The sequence below is a fragment of the uncultured Roseobacter sp. genome (genome assembly GCF_947495025.1).
Lineage (GTDB): Bacteria > Pseudomonadota > Alphaproteobacteria > Rhodobacterales > Rhodobacteraceae > Roseobacter.
This window is the reverse complement of the sequence record NZ_CANLXG010000003.1, coordinates 356,587-371,085: the sequence shown is the minus strand read 5'-3', so window position 1 is coordinate 371,085 and position 14,499 is coordinate 356,587. Positions and strand designations below refer to the sequence as shown.

Below are 14,499 nucleotides of genomic sequence, written 5' to 3'. Positions count from 1 at the left end.
AGACAGGCCGCGCATCGCTGACCTGGGAGGGTTGCGACAGTGGCAGAACGTCCTGAAACCGGATCCCGCCGCCTGCTGGGACGCCTTCGCGATGCGATGGCAGGTGATATCGAAGGTCAGGCGCGCCTCAACCGGATTACCCAGATTATCGCAGACAGCATGGGGTGCGAGGTCTGCTCTATCTATCTGTTCCGGGACGAAAAGACGCTTGAGCTCTGTGCAACAGAGGGTCTGAATCAGGACGCTGTTCACAAGACCCGCATGAAGGTCGGTGAGGGGCTTGTTGGTCAGGTTGCGCGCCGTCGTATGGTGGTAAACGAAGCCGATGCGCCAAAGGCACGTGGTTTCCGTTTTATGCCGGAGACAGGCGAAGAGATTTATTCCAGCTTTCTGGGGGTACCCGTCCTGCGACTGGGTGAGCCTTTGGGCGTACTTGTTGTGCAGTCGCGGTCGCAGCGCGAATACCTGGCTGACGAGGTCTATGCACTGGAAGTCGTTGCGATGGTTCTGGCCGAAATGACGGAACTGGGCGCTTTTGTGGGTGAGGGGGCGGCAATGTCCGCGCGGCACTCGCAACCGGCGATGTTCCGGGGGACCGTCGGTCAGGAGGGTGCCGCCGAAGGCCATGTCTGGCTGCATGAACCACGTGTGGTGGTCACGAACCCCATCGCAGACGACCCTGTACGCGAATCTGAACGACTGCGTGAGGCTGTGGAACAACTGCGGGTCGGCGTGGACAAGATGCTCGAAATTGCGGGAACCCACGACAAGGATCAGGCGCAGGTTCTTGAGACGTACCGGATGTTCGCCAATTCGCGGGGCTGGATGCGCCGCATGGAAGAAGATATCTCCAACGGGCTGTCTGCCGAAGCGGCAGTCGAGAAAGAGCAGTCGCTGGCGCGGGCGCGGATGGGCAGTGTTACCGACAACTATCTGCGCGAACGCCTGAGTGATCTCGATGACCTCAGCAACCGTTTGCTGCGAATTCTGACGGGGCAGGGTGCGGATACGGGCGCGGAAATGCCGGCCGATCCCATTCTGATCGCCCGAAACATTGGCCCGGCCGAACTTCTGGAATACGGGCGCAGTCTGCGCGGTATCGTGCTGGAAGAAGGGTCGGTTGGCAGCCATGCGGCGATCGTCGCACGCGCGCTGGCCATTCCGCTGGTGGTGCATTCGGCACGCGTGACCACCGAAGCGCTCAATGGCGACCACATCATGGTCGACGGCGAACAGGGTATCGTGCACCTGCGCCCCGACGAGACGGTCGTGACCGCGTTCCGCGACAAGATTGCGATGCTGGCCGAGGCGCAGGAACGCTATGCATCCATTCGCGACAAGCCTGCTGAAACGCTTTGTGGGAATACTGTCAGCCTGCAGATGAATGCGGGTCTGATGGCCGATCTGCCGTCGTTGCCCAGTTCTGGGGCCGAAGGTGTTGGCCTGTTCCGGACTGAATTGCAGTTCCTGGTGCGTAACCAGATGCCGCGGCGCGCGGAACTGGTGGCGCTCTACGCACGGGTGCTGGATGCAGCGGGTGGTAAGCCCGTTGTCTTCCGAACGCTCGACATCGGGTCGGACAAGGTTCTGCCCTATATGAAGCCCAATGATGAACCCAACCCCGCTCTGGGGTGGCGCGCCATACGGGTGGGTCTGGACAAACCCGGCATCATGCGGATGCAGTTGCAGGCGCTGATCCGGGCGGCAAACGGGCGTCCGCTGACGGTGATGTTTCCCTTTGTCGCACAGCTCGAAGAATACCGTGCCGCGCGACGCCTGATGGACAAAACCATGGCCGCCGAAGAAAGGCTGGGCCATGTCCTGCCGGAAGCGGTCAGTATCGGCGCGATGCTTGAGACGCCTAGCCTCGGTTTTGCGCCAATGAAGTTCTTTGAGGAGGTCGATTTTCTGTCGATCGGCGGCAATGACCTTAAACAGTTTTTCTTTGCCGCGGACCGCGAAAACGAGCGGGTACGGCGCAGGTATGACACGCTGAACGTCTCGTTCCTGAGCTTTATCGAGAGCATTGTCGAGCGCTGCAGTATCAGCGGTACCCCCCTGTCGTTCTGCGGAGAGGATGCCGGCAGGCCTGTCGAGGCGCTGTGTCTTGCGGCCATCGGTCTGCGGTCACTTTCCATGCGTCCCGCCTCTGTCGGGCCGGTGAAAAGTCTGCTGCGCCGGTCTGATCTCGGTCAGGTGCGCAAAGTCATTGCAGATGCACGCCATCGCGGGGAAATGTCGGTACGCCCCGCGATTATGGAATGGCTGCGCGATCAGGGCTGATCAGACCCGGGATGCAGTTTCCAGCGGGTTTTCCCGCAGAAACTCAACGGCATCCACAGTGAGTTCTGCCATCAGACCGCTGACCGGGCTGCCGGAGACATAAGAAGCTGTAAAGGCAATCGGAGGCAGGACGGTATCCGTTTTCAGCACGACCAGCTCCCCGGATGCCAGTTCCGGGCCGATCACTGTTTCGGGCACGGCGCAGATGCCGAAACCGCTTCGCGCAAGACGGATGAGCGCCCCCAGAGAAGATGAGGTTGTCATGGCGGGGAGGCTGTTGTTGTGGCTGGTCAGCATCTGCCGGATCTGGCGGCTGGGTTTGGTATTGTGGGCAAATGTGAGAACCGTCTGGGCCGCAATCTGTTCAAGGCTCCAGTGATCAGACCGGGTCGCCACGTCCGGTGCTGCGGCAAATACCATCCTGAATGTACAGAGGTCTTTGTTGGTGACACTGACTTCGGCAACCGGACCCATGAGAAAAGCCAGATCAAGCTCGCGGGCGACCAGCGCGTTCCGCATGCTGTCTGTTGAATCAACCATCAGATCAAAGGAAAGGCCGGGGCGCGTCTGACCGAGGACGCTCAGAAAATCCGGCAACCAGCTGGCCACGATGGTTTCTGATGCACCAAGGCGTATGGTTTGCTTGATGCTGGTCTGCCCCGAGAAGGCCGACAGCACGTCCTGCTCAAGCGCCAGGTACTTTTCAGCAAATGGCAGCAGGCGCCGGCCTACAGGTGTCAGCTCCGCATTTCTGTTCTGGCGCAGAAAGACCGGCGCACCCAGATCCTGCTCAAGCATCTGAATGCGCGCGGAAACAGCGGGCTGCGTCAGATTGAGTTTGTCAGCCGCCGCGCGAAAGCTCCGCAGGGTCGCGATCCAGTAGAAGGTATCAAGATTTCTGATCCGCATTATCGCTCCGTAGATTATAAAAAAAATCTATCGTATCAGGAAGAAATAATCAATTTGACTGTATGCGCTCTGCACCGGACACTTACGACGCACTAACCTGAAACCCGGAACCCGGAGCGACGATCGTGTCAACGCACAAAGAACTGGCCGACCTTGATGTCGGCGCTCTCCGGCGCCTGATCCGGCAGGGCGGGTATACGCGGCATACCGCAGGGCTGGCCGCGGGAAGGCTGCAGTGCAACCTGGCTATTCTGCCCGAAGACTTTGCCCGCGACTTTATCAGGTTCTGCGAGCTCAACCCCAAACCCTGTCCCATCGTCGCCATTGGCAGGCCCGGCGATCCGTCGCTGCCGGATCTTGGCGCTGAAATTGACATCCGGACTGACGTGCCAAAGTACCGTCTGTTTCGCCACGGTGTGCTGGCGGGCGAGGTCACGGACATTGATGATCTCTGGCGGTCTGATTTTGTGACAATCGCGCTGGGGTGTTCCTTTACATTTGAGAACGCACTTATGGCCGAGGGAATTTCCGTCAAACACATCGATCTTGATCAGACGGTGCCTATGTATCGCAGCAACATTGGTCTGACCGGGGTGGGACCTTTCGGAGGTGAGATGGTTGTGACCATGCGCCCGATACCGGAGGATCGTGTTGAAGATGCATGGAAGATCAGCGCACGCTATCCCCAGGCGCATGGTGCACCGATCGCAAAAGGCGACCCGTCGACTATCGGAATTGCCGATCTGACACGGCCGGACTGGGGTGATCCTGTTGACGTGGGCCCGGGCGAGATCCCGGTTTACTGGGCCTGCGGCGTGACCCCGCAAAATGTTCTGATGAAAGCAGAAATACCGTTCTGCATCACCCATGCACCGGGCCACATGCTGGTCGCGGACGTGGCCGAAGATGCAGATATCCCCACATTCCACGCACACCGACACTGAAAAAAACCAACGAGGAGACATCACATGCGCAAGACACTCACAGCCCTGGTGGCAACAACAGCGCTCGCGACACCGGCAATAGCCGAAAACCTGTCCGTGGTCGGCAGCTGGTCCAGCCTGCCGTTGCACAAACAATATGAGGCACCGTTCTGGAATGAAAAACTGCCCGCAGCGTCGGACGGTAAGCTGACCGTCGAGCTGACGACACATAACCAGATGGGCCTTGGTCTTGGCGATATCTATCCGCTGCTCGGGCAGGGGGTATATGATGTGGCAATGACCGTTGCTGATTATGCTGTCGCCGATGCGCCGGAGCTTGAAGGTCTCGATGTGCCACTTCTGGCGCTCACGGCGGACGAAGCACGCGCAATGGTTGACGCCGCGCGCCCGATGGTCGCCGATATCTATCGTGACCGGTTCAATTCACATGTGCTGGCCATCGCGCCCTATCCGCCTCAGGTTGTGTTCTGCAACCATGAGATCGCGGGTCTTGACGATCTGCAGGGGCTCAAAGTGCGCGCGTCGGGCCGCATGACCGCAAAGCTGCTGGAAGCGCTTGGTGCTGAAGGGGTGAATGTGTCGTTTTCTGAGGTGCCCGGTGCGCTGCAGAACGGTGTTGTTGATTGCGCCGTAACGGGTGCTGGTTCGGGCTACAGCGCCGGCTGGTGGGAAGTATCGACACATCTGTTGCCGCTGCCGCTGGGGGGCTGGGATTCCGTTGTGACTGCCGTAAACCTCGACAAGTGGAACGGCATGGATGCCGGTACGCAGGCGCTGATCACCGCAGAAGCCAAAGCCGGTTTTGAGGACCCGGCCTGGGCCTCTGCGCAGGACGCGCTGGTGAATGACATTGCCTGTCTGACCGGCAATGGTGACTGCCCCGCAGGTGACAGCCGGTCGATGGTGCTGGTCGAAGCCTCGGATGCAGATTTCACCAAAGCGCGGGATATCCTGACCTCTGAAGTGCTGCCCGACTGGGCGGAGCGCGCCGGTGGTGACTGGGCCGCGCGCTGGAACGCCTCTGTCGGTCAGGTCGTCGGCGTCGAAATCAAGTAACCCTGAGCTCCGGGACCCCTGAGATGGAACAGAAGATCATCGCGCAGCTGCGCCGTATCAACCACGCGATCGCTCTGCTGGTCGGGCTGATGCTCTTTGCCTGCGCCGGCATCGTGCTGCTGGATATCATTCTGCGCCGTCTGGGGGGCTCGCTGGGCGGGACCGACGAAATCAGCGGTTATGTGATGGCCATTGCAACCTCGTGGGGCATGGCCTTTACGCTGCTGGAGCTGGGGCATGTGCGCATCGACCTTTTGCGCAGCCGGGGCGGCGATACGGTACGCTCGCTTTTTGACGTGTTTTCCATGACCGTAATGAGCGGTGTGGTCGTCATGATCGCAATCAAAGCCTGGCCCGTTCTTGAGCGCTCTCTGAGCAACGGGTCGCGGGCAAATACACCGCTGGAAACGCCACTGGCCTGGGTGCAGACACCCTGGTTCGCCGGCTGGGTCTGGTTTGCGATGGTGTCCTGTGTGATGACGCTCGCTGCACTGTCGCTTGCGATGAAAGGCCGTCACAACGAGGTCGAAACGGCCGTGGGCGCCTTTGCTGAACAGGACATGCTGCAATGATCGGGTCTGTCGCCGCAGGATTGCTGGGCCTGCTTGCACTTTCTATTCCGGTTGGAATTGTGCTGTTTCTGCTGGGTTTCGGTGTCGATACCTTCTTCTCCTCATTTCCGCTCACGCGCGGCCTGGGAAACATGGTCTGGTCGGCGTCCAATTCGGCCACGCTGATCGCGATACCGTTCTTTGTGTTGCTGGGAGAAATTCTGGTGCGAAGCGGGGTTGCAACCCGCACATACGCGGCGCTGGACCGCTGGGTCAGCTGGCTGCCGGGCGGCCTGGTGCACGCCAATATCGCCACGGCCACCATGTTCTCGGCCACTTCCGGATCGTCTGTAGCAACCGCAGCAACTGTTGCGACTGTCGCCATGCCACAGGCGGAGAAACTGGGCTATGACCCGAAACTCTTTTCAGGTGCTATCGCCGCGGGCGGCACCCTTGGCATTATGATCCCGCCTTCGATCAACCTGATCGTTTACGGGTTCCTGACACAATCCTCGATCCCACAGCTTTTCCTGGCTGGTCTGCTGCCCGGTCTGGGGCTGGCGTTTGCCTTTATGGTGATCACTGTGTTGCTTTGCCTGATCCGGCCCGGTCTGGGCGGAGTGCGCCGGACCTTTCCGCTGTCGCTGATGTTGCGCGCTCTGGTCGACCTGGTGCCGATCCTGCTGCTCTTTGGACTGATCGTCGGCTCAATCTACAAAGGCTGGGCCACGCCCACCGAGGCCGCGTCAGTGGGTGTGGCGGGAGCCCTGCTGATCGCGCTGTTCTTTGGCGGGGTCTCCTTTGACATGCTGCGACAGAGCGTGCTCGGAACCGTCAAAATCACTTCGATGATCATGCTCATTGTCATCGGTGCGTCATTTCTCAACTTCACTCTGGCATCAGCGGGCCTCGGACGCGAACTGACGGCGTTTATGAACGGGCTGGGGCTGACCCCGCTGGGCACCATCATGGTCGTCGTGGTGCTTTATATTGTGCTCGGTTTCTTTATCGAGACCCTGTCCCTGATGGTGGTCACAATCCCGATTATCGTACCGCTGGTGGTCGCACAGGGGTTTGATCCGATCTGGTTCGGCATCCTGATGATCGTGCTGATCGAAATGGCTCTGATCACGCCGCCGGTGGGTCTCAACCTCTATGTGGTACAGGGTGCGCGCAAATCCGGGACCCTGTCAGAAGTAATGCTTGGCGCGATCCCCTACGTTGTCGCCATGCTGCTGATGGTCGTGGCACTGATCGCTTTTCCGTCCATTGCGCTTTTCCTGCCGCAGGCTCTGCAATAGATCACAGGTCTGCTGCAGACAGAGCGTGCAGCACCTGCATCGCGTCATCCGCCCTGTCCTCGGGGACAAACAGGTGATCATGGAAAAATCCGGAAACCGGGTTTACGCCCATGTTGCGGGCTGCAAGTGCTGTGGTAATACGCGCCAGAAAGCCGACCGCATCGAGTGCTGAATGCACATTCAGCGTGATCATCCGGCAGGGAAATTCCGCCTCGAGGCCGGCGGCCTTAACCTCGTCCTGAGGCAGGATCAGCGTCGTGCCTTCGGTTTCTGCAAAGATCATACGCGGCGTGACACCTTCTGGGACACAACCATCGCGGATTGTCACAAAGACAAAAACACCGGGCTGCAACTCTGCGGACATACCCTGCAGCAGCCGGTCGAGGTTGTTCTCACCGCTCATTTTCACCTCACTGATCGGGCGTAATCCCGGGATTTCTCATCTGTCTGAACAGCCGTCGCCGTCTGCCTTCGCAGAGCATCGCCGGCCTGTCAATAAGGGCCCGTGACGGCCAGTATGCACGCCATACGGGATGAGAACGCTTCACAAACAGCCGAAAATCGGCCATTGATACGTACGGTGCCGGAAAGTGTTGTTAACCACGGGTTCATAGATTTGCGGGCGCAGGACGCCCGGTAAATCCGAGCGCAGGGTGGTCCCGTACTCTGAAACCGGGCTCGTTGGTGAAGTAAAATGACAGAACAGAATGCAGAACTGATTACCTGGCGGCCTATGGGTCTTGATGACATTTCAAGGATCGCGGAATGGTTCTGGAATTTTGACGATGCAGCGCTTTTCGACCGTGCGCTGCCGGTACCCGTCAGTGTTGATGGCATGCGCGAAAGCTGGCGCCGTTCGCTGGAACAGACAGCGCCACCGGCAGGCTACTGGTTTATGGCCGAGGCTCAGGACGGTACGCCGCTGGGCATCTGCGGGCTGGAGAAGATCAGCTATATTCAGGGGGATGGGGTGTTGCCGTTTTTTGTGGCCGAGCATTTCCGCAGCCGCGGACTGGCTACGGCAATGTCGGTCGCCATGCTTGATCTCGCGTTCAACCGTCTGCGCCTGCACCGTCTAACAACCTATTACCGCGCGGACAATGTACCTTCTGCCAAAGCACTGTCCCGTCTCGGTTTCAGAACCGAAGGCACGTGCCGGGAAGGCTGGTTTTCTGAAGGAAAACGCCAGGATATCATCATTGCCGGTATTCTGGCTTCAGATTGGCAGGCAGAACGGGAACGCGTTATTGACTCTGTGAAAGCGACCTGCAACCTGACGTTCACACCTACATGCTGGAAATCGGAACGTGGCGAACAGCTCTGAAATGACATCTTTACCCAGAGACGGTCTGCGCCGCAGGCTGGTGGCGATTGTCTTTGCTGATGTCGCCAATTTCAGCTCGATGATGAGCGCCGATGAAGTCCGCACCACGCTTTCGGTGGCCAGCCGCCTTGAGAAGTTCCGCGAGCGGATTGCCTCTTATTCCGGCGAGTTCAAGGGCTCGGCCGGTGACAGCGCCTTTATGGTTTTTGAAAGCGCCGTGGCCGCGGTGACCTTTGCCGTTGAGATGCAGAAAGAACTGGCAGAGGAAAACGAAGGACTCGAGGACAACGAGCAGATCTGGTTCCGCTTTGGTATCAACCTCGGCGAAGTGCTGGTCAGCGGCGACGAAGTCACCGGCGAGAGCATCAACATTGCCGCCCGGATCGAGGCTTTTGCCGCGCCAGGGCAGGTGTGCATTTCAGGTGCCGCTTATGACCATGTCTGCAACAAGCTAAAATACGGCTATGAGTATCTGGGCGGCCAGGACTTCAAAAACATCGGTCGGACCATCGATGTCTTTCAGGTGCACGAGAATCCGACATCGGCGGCAATGACGCCCGGTCTGCGCCGCAATCTGGAAAATTCCGCCGAATTCAAAGAGCGCCCCATCGCCAGTCAGTCTATTGTGGTGCTCCCGTTCGGTTTTCAGGGCAGTGATCTGGATGACCGCTGGTTTGCGGACGGGCTGACCGAGGACGTCACGACAAATCTGTCGCGGTTCCAGGAATTCTTTGTGATCGCGCGCGGCTCTGCCAATATGTATGCCGACCGCGTCAAGGGACCGGCGCAGGCGGCGCGCGAACTGGGTGTGCGCTATGCCGTTGACGGCTCTGTGCGCAAGGCCGGATCCCGTATCCGCATTACACTGCAGCTGCTGGATGCCCTCCAGGACCGGACCATCTGGGGCGAGCAGTATAACCGGGACGTCGAGGACATTTTTGATCTGCAGGACGAAATCACACAGATCATCGTGTCGGCAACGGCCGCCCGGATCGAGGCGACAGAGCGGGATCGTATGCGTCTGCTGCCGCCTGCCAACCTGATGGCTTATGGCTTTGTCCTCAAAGGCCATCGTCACGTGCTGAAGTATACGCAGCCTGAAGTGCGCCAGGCACGCACGTTCTATGAAAGTGCGATTGGCAGTGATGCGCGATATGCCCGCGCCTATGCGGCCAAGTCACGTACGTTCAATCTCGACTGGCGCTATGACTGGGCCGAAAAGCCGGATATTGCGCTGGATGACGCTCTGAATTTTGCCCGGGAAGCTATTGATCTGGATGAATCGGATGCCCGCGGATTTGGCGAGCTGGGGTTTGCCCATCTTTACCGCAAAGAACATGATCCGGCGATCAATGCCTACGACCGGGCCCTCAAGCTGAACCCGAATGATGCCGATCTGATGTCAGACATGGCGGACGCGCTGGCGCATACCGGGCGGTCAGAGGAAGCCATTGAGCTGCTGCAGAAGGCGATGCGCCTGAACCCGTTCTATCCTGACCAGTATATCTGGCATCTGGGTGGTGCGTACTTCAATCTCAAACGCTACGAAGAGGCCATTGAAGCCATTCAGAAGATGCAGAACCCGACCGAAGGGCGCCGCATCCTCGCAGCAAGTTACGGCCATCTGGGACGGATCGATGAAGCGCGCGCACAGGCGGCACTGGTAAGAGAGGCCCACCCCAACTTTTCAGTTGAAAGATGGGCCGCTGTTCAGCCGGATAAATTTGAAGATGACGTGCAGCACTTCCTTGATGGCATGAAGCGCGCCGGTCTTTAATCCTCTCAGTCGGATGCGTCGCCGCGTGCGCCGCTGATGCGCGCGCCGGAGACACGTGCGCCGGACACCCGCGCGCCGGAGACCCGTGCACCGGACACCCGCGCGCCGGAGACCCGTGCGCCGGAGACCCGGGCGCCTGAAATACCGGTCAGATCCTCGCCCCCGAGTTCGAGCAGAAGATCCTCAAACTTGCCTTCGTCCACATCGAGGCGGACGGTTTTGTCTGTGCGCTGGACGACCCAGGCGGACAGATCGTTGTAGAAGGCATGGTTCTTTGTGCTGGGTCCCGGCACCGGAACGGTTTTCGGGTCATATGACTTTTCGGCGTCAACCATGAAGAGAACCGGGGTCACCATATCAATGTACACGCCGTCGTACGTGGCACCGTAAATGCGCGCAGGCTGGTTCTGATCAATGTCTTCCTCGCGTTTGCCGTCGTGCGTTTTGACAACAGAGAGATCGTCCACCAGGCGGCCGAAGAGCACAATCGATGCAGAACTCGCAAGCGTTTCCCGCCCCAGTTTTTCCGGAAAGGGTTTGTTGTCTTTTGACTTGTGTGCGGAAACTGTTTTGTTCGTCATTCTGTCATGTGTCCTTCTGAGGAAACGGGTATCCCGAAAACTTCTTTTTCAAATGGTTAAAGTATTATGTGGTGTCAGTCCATCGGAAGCAATGTTCTGACGGAGTTTGCATGGCTGTCCTTGCCCAGCGGTGCAAGCTGTGGCCCAACCTCCACGAAACCTATGTCGCGCAGCCTGAAATTGCCGCGGATAATACTGGCGAAACGACCACCGGTGTGATCCTGATCGACGTCGAGAAAGACGTCACCGACATCCACAAAATTCAGATCCTGGCGATTCAGACGTTCCCAGGTATCGGCAAGGTAGGTGCCCAGAATGTCACGGGCATCGAGCAGAGCCAGTTTGAATTTTTCGGGGTGATCCGCGTAGGCTTCGTCAAACATTTCCTGCATCATCGGCGCATAATCCGCCGTCGCCAGCAGTTTGTCTGACAGGTCTTCCATCTCCGGGCTGATCGCACCGTAATCGAGTAGCATCTCATGGAAGATATCGACGAGAATATCAAAAAAGGCACCGGTCAGCGGCTGCGACAGGTGGTGTTCCTTGACCCAGCCATCGGCAAACTCGGACATCCGGCGGTCGTTGGCGGCGATCCTGATCTGTTTGTTGTCTGACAGCTCGGCGATCCGGTTTACCGCGTTGAGCATGTACAGGTTGCCGCGCGTGTTTTCGAGCAGCAGGTCCACCAGAGAGTTAAAATGGAGCGACGAAATCAGTGCCACAAGATCGGCGGCGCTTTCGTGAAAGCCGAAATACTCGCCTGTGACATTCTCCGGGTCGGGCACGCCAACCTCGGAATAGATAACAGAGTGGCCAACTTCGTGGGCGATCACATCGAAATTCAGGCTGAAAGGTTTGTAGCTTCCTGTTGACCGGTCGCCACCCATTTCGAGAAAGCCGTAGCCGGAATAGGCGTTTTCAAGGGTCGGCTGGATGGTCAGTTCGACGCGATCATAGGTTTTTTCGCTGTGAAACGGGATACGGCGCCCGAAGTAACCCTCCCAGATGTCGAGTACAAACCGCACGGTGCCGAACAGATGCGCCGTCTCAAACTGTGGCGTGCCGGGTTCCAGATAGTCAAAATGCCCGTTTTCATCCGGCTGTGCGGGTGCTTCTATATCGCCCCGCCATGGCGGGGCCAGAACATCCTCGCCATTGGGGGCGATCCCATAGGGCTCCGGCTTGCCGATGGGAAAGATTGTGTACATCCGATCGTCTGAAGGCCCTTCCATCACGGAACCCGCGGGCGAGGACACCATAACCACCTCTGGCTCGGCATAGCTGTCCAGAAAGCCCGGCTGCGGAAACAGGCGAAACCGCGTTCCCTCAGACTGATTACCGCCCCACACGCCCGTACCTCTTTGCAAAACCCGTCAGCATGCACAGTCTAGCGGTCTATGAAGCTCTTGTCTTTAAACAAATTATAGCCACCACCTGTGTCTGCCTGCGCGCTTCGTTTTCTCCAGGTTTCGGTCGCCTGCACCCACAGATCGGTTCGCTCGAAATGGAACTCTGATGCGGTGTCATGCAGCGGGAAATGCGTCATCAGTTCCAGCATGGCCTGGGCGTCTGCGCATTTCTGATCCACTGCGTGCAGGCGGCTCCAGTCATGCAGCGCAGCCAGTTGTCGTTCTGGTACTTCGGGCGGCACAGCATCCAGAACTGTTTTCCACGTGCGCGTTTTGTAATGCTGAGATTTGCCGGTGGCTGCGATAAGACTGGCGCCCGCTGCGTCAATTATCTTTTCGGCCACCGCAGCATGCAGTGAGGCGCGCAGATTTACCATCGCCAGGCTGAGCACGGGATATCCGAGCTCCGCAGGCCCGTGGAGCAGTGCGACCTCATCATCGTCCGTGCAGACGAGATCCCTGTAGTCTTCATAGATGCGGCCCACGCCCTTCATACCGAAGACATCCAGCTCTGCTGCCCGCAATGCCCCCATGCTGGACGCGCCAAAAACCCGGATACCCCGGCTCAGCGCCCAGAGGATTTCTTTGTGCCACACGGCTGGCACGCCCTCAAAATACCCGTCAATCACGCCTATAGCGGCAGGCCTTTCGCAGGCTGCGAGAAAGAGGTCCCCCTGACGGACCGGCGGTCTGAACTCCATGTCTGGCCAGTCTGCCGGTTGCAGGCCGGCGAGCGATGGTCCCGCGAAAACAATCATGCAGCAGCCTCCGCCGCCTGTGCCCTGGGTCCGGGCACATAGGCATTGTCGTCATGTGGCGCTTCGAGGCCGGGAATGATGACGCGGACCACCGGGATATTATGTGCCGGATGGGTCAGATCGGTCACCGCGATCTCCTCAATGCCGGCCTGGATCAGCCGCGTTTTGAGCCATTCAAGCATTTCTTCGAGTGTCTGTGCTTTCAGACCTGCGGCCCCGTCAAAGTGCCGGCGCGGGCCGTCGTGTGTCGGAAGCGCATGAAAGGCGGTCATACGATCTGTAAGACCTGCGTGACTGTACTCTCCTTCGCAAAGATCCTCGCGGGCGCCCGAGATATAGTTGAGACGCGTCTGGGCGGCCTCGTTCAGCGCGCGTTGCATCGCGATGACCGGGTCGGGATGCGTGCCGGACCCCAGGCCCGGGTGCGCACCGTCCGAACTGTTGTCGAGGATCAGACACATGAACGACGGCACTTTCGTGTCAGACGTGATGTCCCAGATTCGAACGTCGAGGCCTGCCTGATCAAAGCGGTCCAGAGACGCAAGCAGGGACCGGGCCAGCAAAGTGTCTGTGTCGATCTGCGTCTGCGCCCGGGCATCTGCGGGCAAATGGTGCCAGACCGCCAGCGCATCGCGTTCGACCACTTCACAGATGGCATGACAGATTGCTTCGAGCGGGTGGTTGCCCGATGCAAGGCCATTGGTCGATGCCGCAAAATACCCCGCGTCCTGCGCGACCGGGTGCGTGTAATCAGCATGTACCATTTCATATGGGACCACGCGCTCCGCGCCGCTGATCAGGTCCTCAGCGACCATCCAGTGCAACCGAAGCCCACGCGGTACAGGCCCTGCAGGCGTGGTAGGCAACCTGTCGATGTCAGCCAGGTGGTGGCCTGCAAGTTCAAGATCCGCAATGCTGGCATAGAGCACAGGCCTGATGATGTGCTCGGCGTGCCAGATTTCGATGGCTTCCATCAGCGCGGACGCACGCGCATGATCGGCTGTGTTCCCTTTGCCTTGCGATATTGCGATGGAACGCGCGTTCGGGCGTACGGCGAGCATGACGGGAATGCCGATCCGGTCGAGACCTGTGACATCCGCCAGTCGGGTAATGCCAAATTCGCGCATGCGTGGCAAAATCCGGGCAAGGGTTTCTGCGGGCCCGCAGATCCTTGTTGTGTCCCTGACAGGAGTTTTTCCCGCCGCCTCAGGTCTCGTCATCTTCTGAATACCCCCGTGTTCCCGGCATACTCAGACGAAATCCCGCTGAAATGGCAATACCCCGGGCGAACAGAAGGCGGAAACAGACATCTCCACACAGTCACGAGCCAGTCGCTGCAGCCTTGCCGGGGAGAAGCAATCTGGAGGCGAGTACCGGAATCGAACCGGTGTACACGGATTTGCAAGAGTTGGAAAGTCGTTGAAAAATAAGCGTTTTATGTTTAGAATTGCACCCGCATTGCGAAGAACATAGCATGAATGTTTAGACGGCTGGACGTCGGCAGAATCGGTCTTCTAAAGCTGCCTAAAACCCGTTTCGAGAACGTCACATATAAGGGCTTATACGCCAAAAGCGATATCTTTTCGCGTGACATTCAACCAGCATT

At 58.6% G+C, this 14,499-nt stretch carries 13 protein-coding genes; 7 read left to right on the top strand and 6 right to left on the bottom strand.

The window, feature by feature from the left end; genetic code table 11:
• Nucleotides 1–39 precede the first annotated feature (39 nt).
• Nucleotides 40–2,283 carry a phosphoenolpyruvate--protein phosphotransferase gene (gene ptsP, locus Q0792_RS15970; RefSeq protein ID WP_298842994.1) on the top strand — a complete coding sequence of 748 codons (2,244 nt, stop codon included), beginning with the start codon at nucleotides 40–42 and terminating at the stop codon, nucleotides 2,281–2,283.
• Here the strand turns inward: ptsP and Q0792_RS15965 are convergent, their stop codons facing one another.
• A complete protein-coding gene (locus tag Q0792_RS15965; RefSeq protein WP_298842991.1) occupies nucleotides 2,284–3,192 on the bottom strand; it encodes a LysR family transcriptional regulator in 909 nt (302 codons plus the stop codon).
• Nucleotides 3,193–3,317: 125 nt separating this feature from the next.
• Here Q0792_RS15965 and Q0792_RS15960 point away from each other — a divergent pair, with 125 nt between their 5' ends.
• From Q0792_RS15960 to Q0792_RS15945, 4 genes are read left to right on the top strand one after another with little or no spacing between them, the layout of a single operon-like run.
• Complete coding sequence (locus Q0792_RS15960; RefSeq protein WP_298842988.1) at nucleotides 3,318–4,136, top strand: putative hydro-lyase; 819 nt, start codon at nucleotides 3,318–3,320, stop codon at nucleotides 4,134–4,136.
• A gap of 24 nt (nucleotides 4,137–4,160) precedes the next feature.
• On the top strand, nucleotides 4,161–5,192 hold the full coding sequence (locus tag Q0792_RS15955; RefSeq protein ID WP_298842985.1) for a TRAP transporter substrate-binding protein: 1,032 nt from the start codon (nucleotides 4,161–4,163) through the stop codon (nucleotides 5,190–5,192).
• A gap of 23 nt (nucleotides 5,193–5,215) precedes the next feature.
• Nucleotides 5,216–5,764 (top strand): TRAP transporter small permease subunit, encoded by a 549-nt coding sequence (locus Q0792_RS15950; RefSeq protein ID WP_298842982.1) that lies wholly within the window; start codon nucleotides 5,216–5,218, stop codon nucleotides 5,762–5,764.
• On the top strand, nucleotides 5,761–7,044 hold the full coding sequence (locus Q0792_RS15945; RefSeq protein ID WP_298842979.1) for a TRAP transporter large permease: 1,284 nt from the start codon (nucleotides 5,761–5,763) through the stop codon (nucleotides 7,042–7,044). The genes Q0792_RS15950 and Q0792_RS15945 overlap by 4 nt, the downstream gene beginning before the upstream one ends.
• 1 nt (nucleotide 7,045) lies before the next feature.
• Here the strand turns inward: Q0792_RS15945 and Q0792_RS15940 are convergent, their stop codons facing one another.
• Nucleotides 7,046–7,447 (bottom strand): ACT domain-containing protein, encoded by a 402-nt coding sequence (locus tag Q0792_RS15940; RefSeq protein WP_298842977.1) that lies wholly within the window; start codon nucleotides 7,445–7,447, stop codon nucleotides 7,046–7,048.
• A 291-nt stretch (nucleotides 7,448–7,738) separates the two neighbouring features.
• On the opposite strand from Q0792_RS15940, the gene Q0792_RS15935 reads away from it, so the two are divergent.
• Entirely contained in the window at nucleotides 7,739–8,368 is a 630-nt protein-coding gene (locus tag Q0792_RS15935) for a GNAT family protein (RefSeq protein ID WP_298842974.1), read from the top strand.
• A 1-nt stretch (nucleotide 8,369) separates the two neighbouring features.
• Entirely contained in the window at nucleotides 8,370–10,145 is a 1,776-nt protein-coding gene (locus Q0792_RS15930; protein WP_298842971.1) for a tetratricopeptide repeat protein, read from the top strand.
• A gap of 5 nt (nucleotides 10,146–10,150) precedes the next feature.
• On the opposite strand, the gene Q0792_RS15925 is transcribed toward Q0792_RS15930, so the two are convergent.
• The 4 genes from Q0792_RS15925 to Q0792_RS15910 form a co-directional block, all read right to left on the bottom strand.
• On the bottom strand, nucleotides 10,151–10,726 hold the full coding sequence (locus tag Q0792_RS15925; RefSeq protein WP_298842966.1) for a pentapeptide repeat-containing protein: 576 nt from the start codon (nucleotides 10,724–10,726) through the stop codon (nucleotides 10,151–10,153).
• Nucleotides 10,727–10,800: 74 nt separating this feature from the next.
• Entirely contained in the window at nucleotides 10,801–12,075 is a 1,275-nt protein-coding gene (locus Q0792_RS15920; protein WP_298842963.1) for a hypothetical protein, read from the bottom strand.
• 38 nt (nucleotides 12,076–12,113) lie between these two features.
• Complete coding sequence (locus tag Q0792_RS15915) at nucleotides 12,114–12,893, bottom strand: TfuA-like protein (protein WP_298842960.1); 780 nt, start codon at nucleotides 12,891–12,893, stop codon at nucleotides 12,114–12,116.
• Nucleotides 12,890–14,113: a YcaO-like family protein gene (locus Q0792_RS15910; protein WP_298842957.1), complete on the bottom strand. Its 1,224-nt coding sequence runs from the start codon at nucleotides 14,111–14,113 to the stop codon at nucleotides 12,890–12,892. The genes Q0792_RS15915 and Q0792_RS15910 overlap by 4 nt, the downstream gene beginning before the upstream one ends.
• Nucleotides 14,114–14,499: the final 386 nt, after the last annotated feature.

What these genes read in the sequence shown, in the direction of transcription:
- Q0792_RS15955 (WP_298842985.1), top strand. Translation starts at nt 4,161, where the DNA reads ATGCGCAAGACACTCACAGCCCTGGTGGCAACAACAGCGCTCGCGACA.
- Q0792_RS15910 (WP_298842957.1), bottom strand. Translation starts at nt 14,113, where the DNA reads ATGACGAGACCTGAGGCGGCGGGAAAAACTCCTGTCAGGGACACAACA.
- Q0792_RS15935 (WP_298842974.1), top strand. Translation starts at nt 7,739, where the DNA reads ATGACAGAACAGAATGCAGAACTGATTACCTGGCGGCCTATGGGTCTT.
- Q0792_RS15915 (WP_298842960.1), bottom strand. Translation starts at nt 12,893, where the DNA reads ATGATTGTTTTCGCGGGACCATCGCTCGCCGGCCTGCAACCGGCAGAC.
- Q0792_RS15950 (WP_298842982.1), top strand. Translation starts at nt 5,216, where the DNA reads ATGGAACAGAAGATCATCGCGCAGCTGCGCCGTATCAACCACGCGATC.
- Q0792_RS15930 (WP_298842971.1), top strand. Translation starts at nt 8,370, where the DNA reads ATGACATCTTTACCCAGAGACGGTCTGCGCCGCAGGCTGGTGGCGATT.
- Q0792_RS15940 (WP_298842977.1), bottom strand. Translation starts at nt 7,447, where the DNA reads ATGAGCGGTGAGAACAACCTCGACCGGCTGCTGCAGGGTATGTCCGCA.
- Q0792_RS15925 (WP_298842966.1), bottom strand. Translation starts at nt 10,726, where the DNA reads ATGACGAACAAAACAGTTTCCGCACACAAGTCAAAAGACAACAAACCC.
- Q0792_RS15965 (WP_298842991.1), bottom strand. Translation starts at nt 3,192, where the DNA reads ATGCGGATCAGAAATCTTGATACCTTCTACTGGATCGCGACCCTGCGG.
- Q0792_RS15945 (WP_298842979.1), top strand. Translation starts at nt 5,761, where the DNA reads ATGATCGGGTCTGTCGCCGCAGGATTGCTGGGCCTGCTTGCACTTTCT.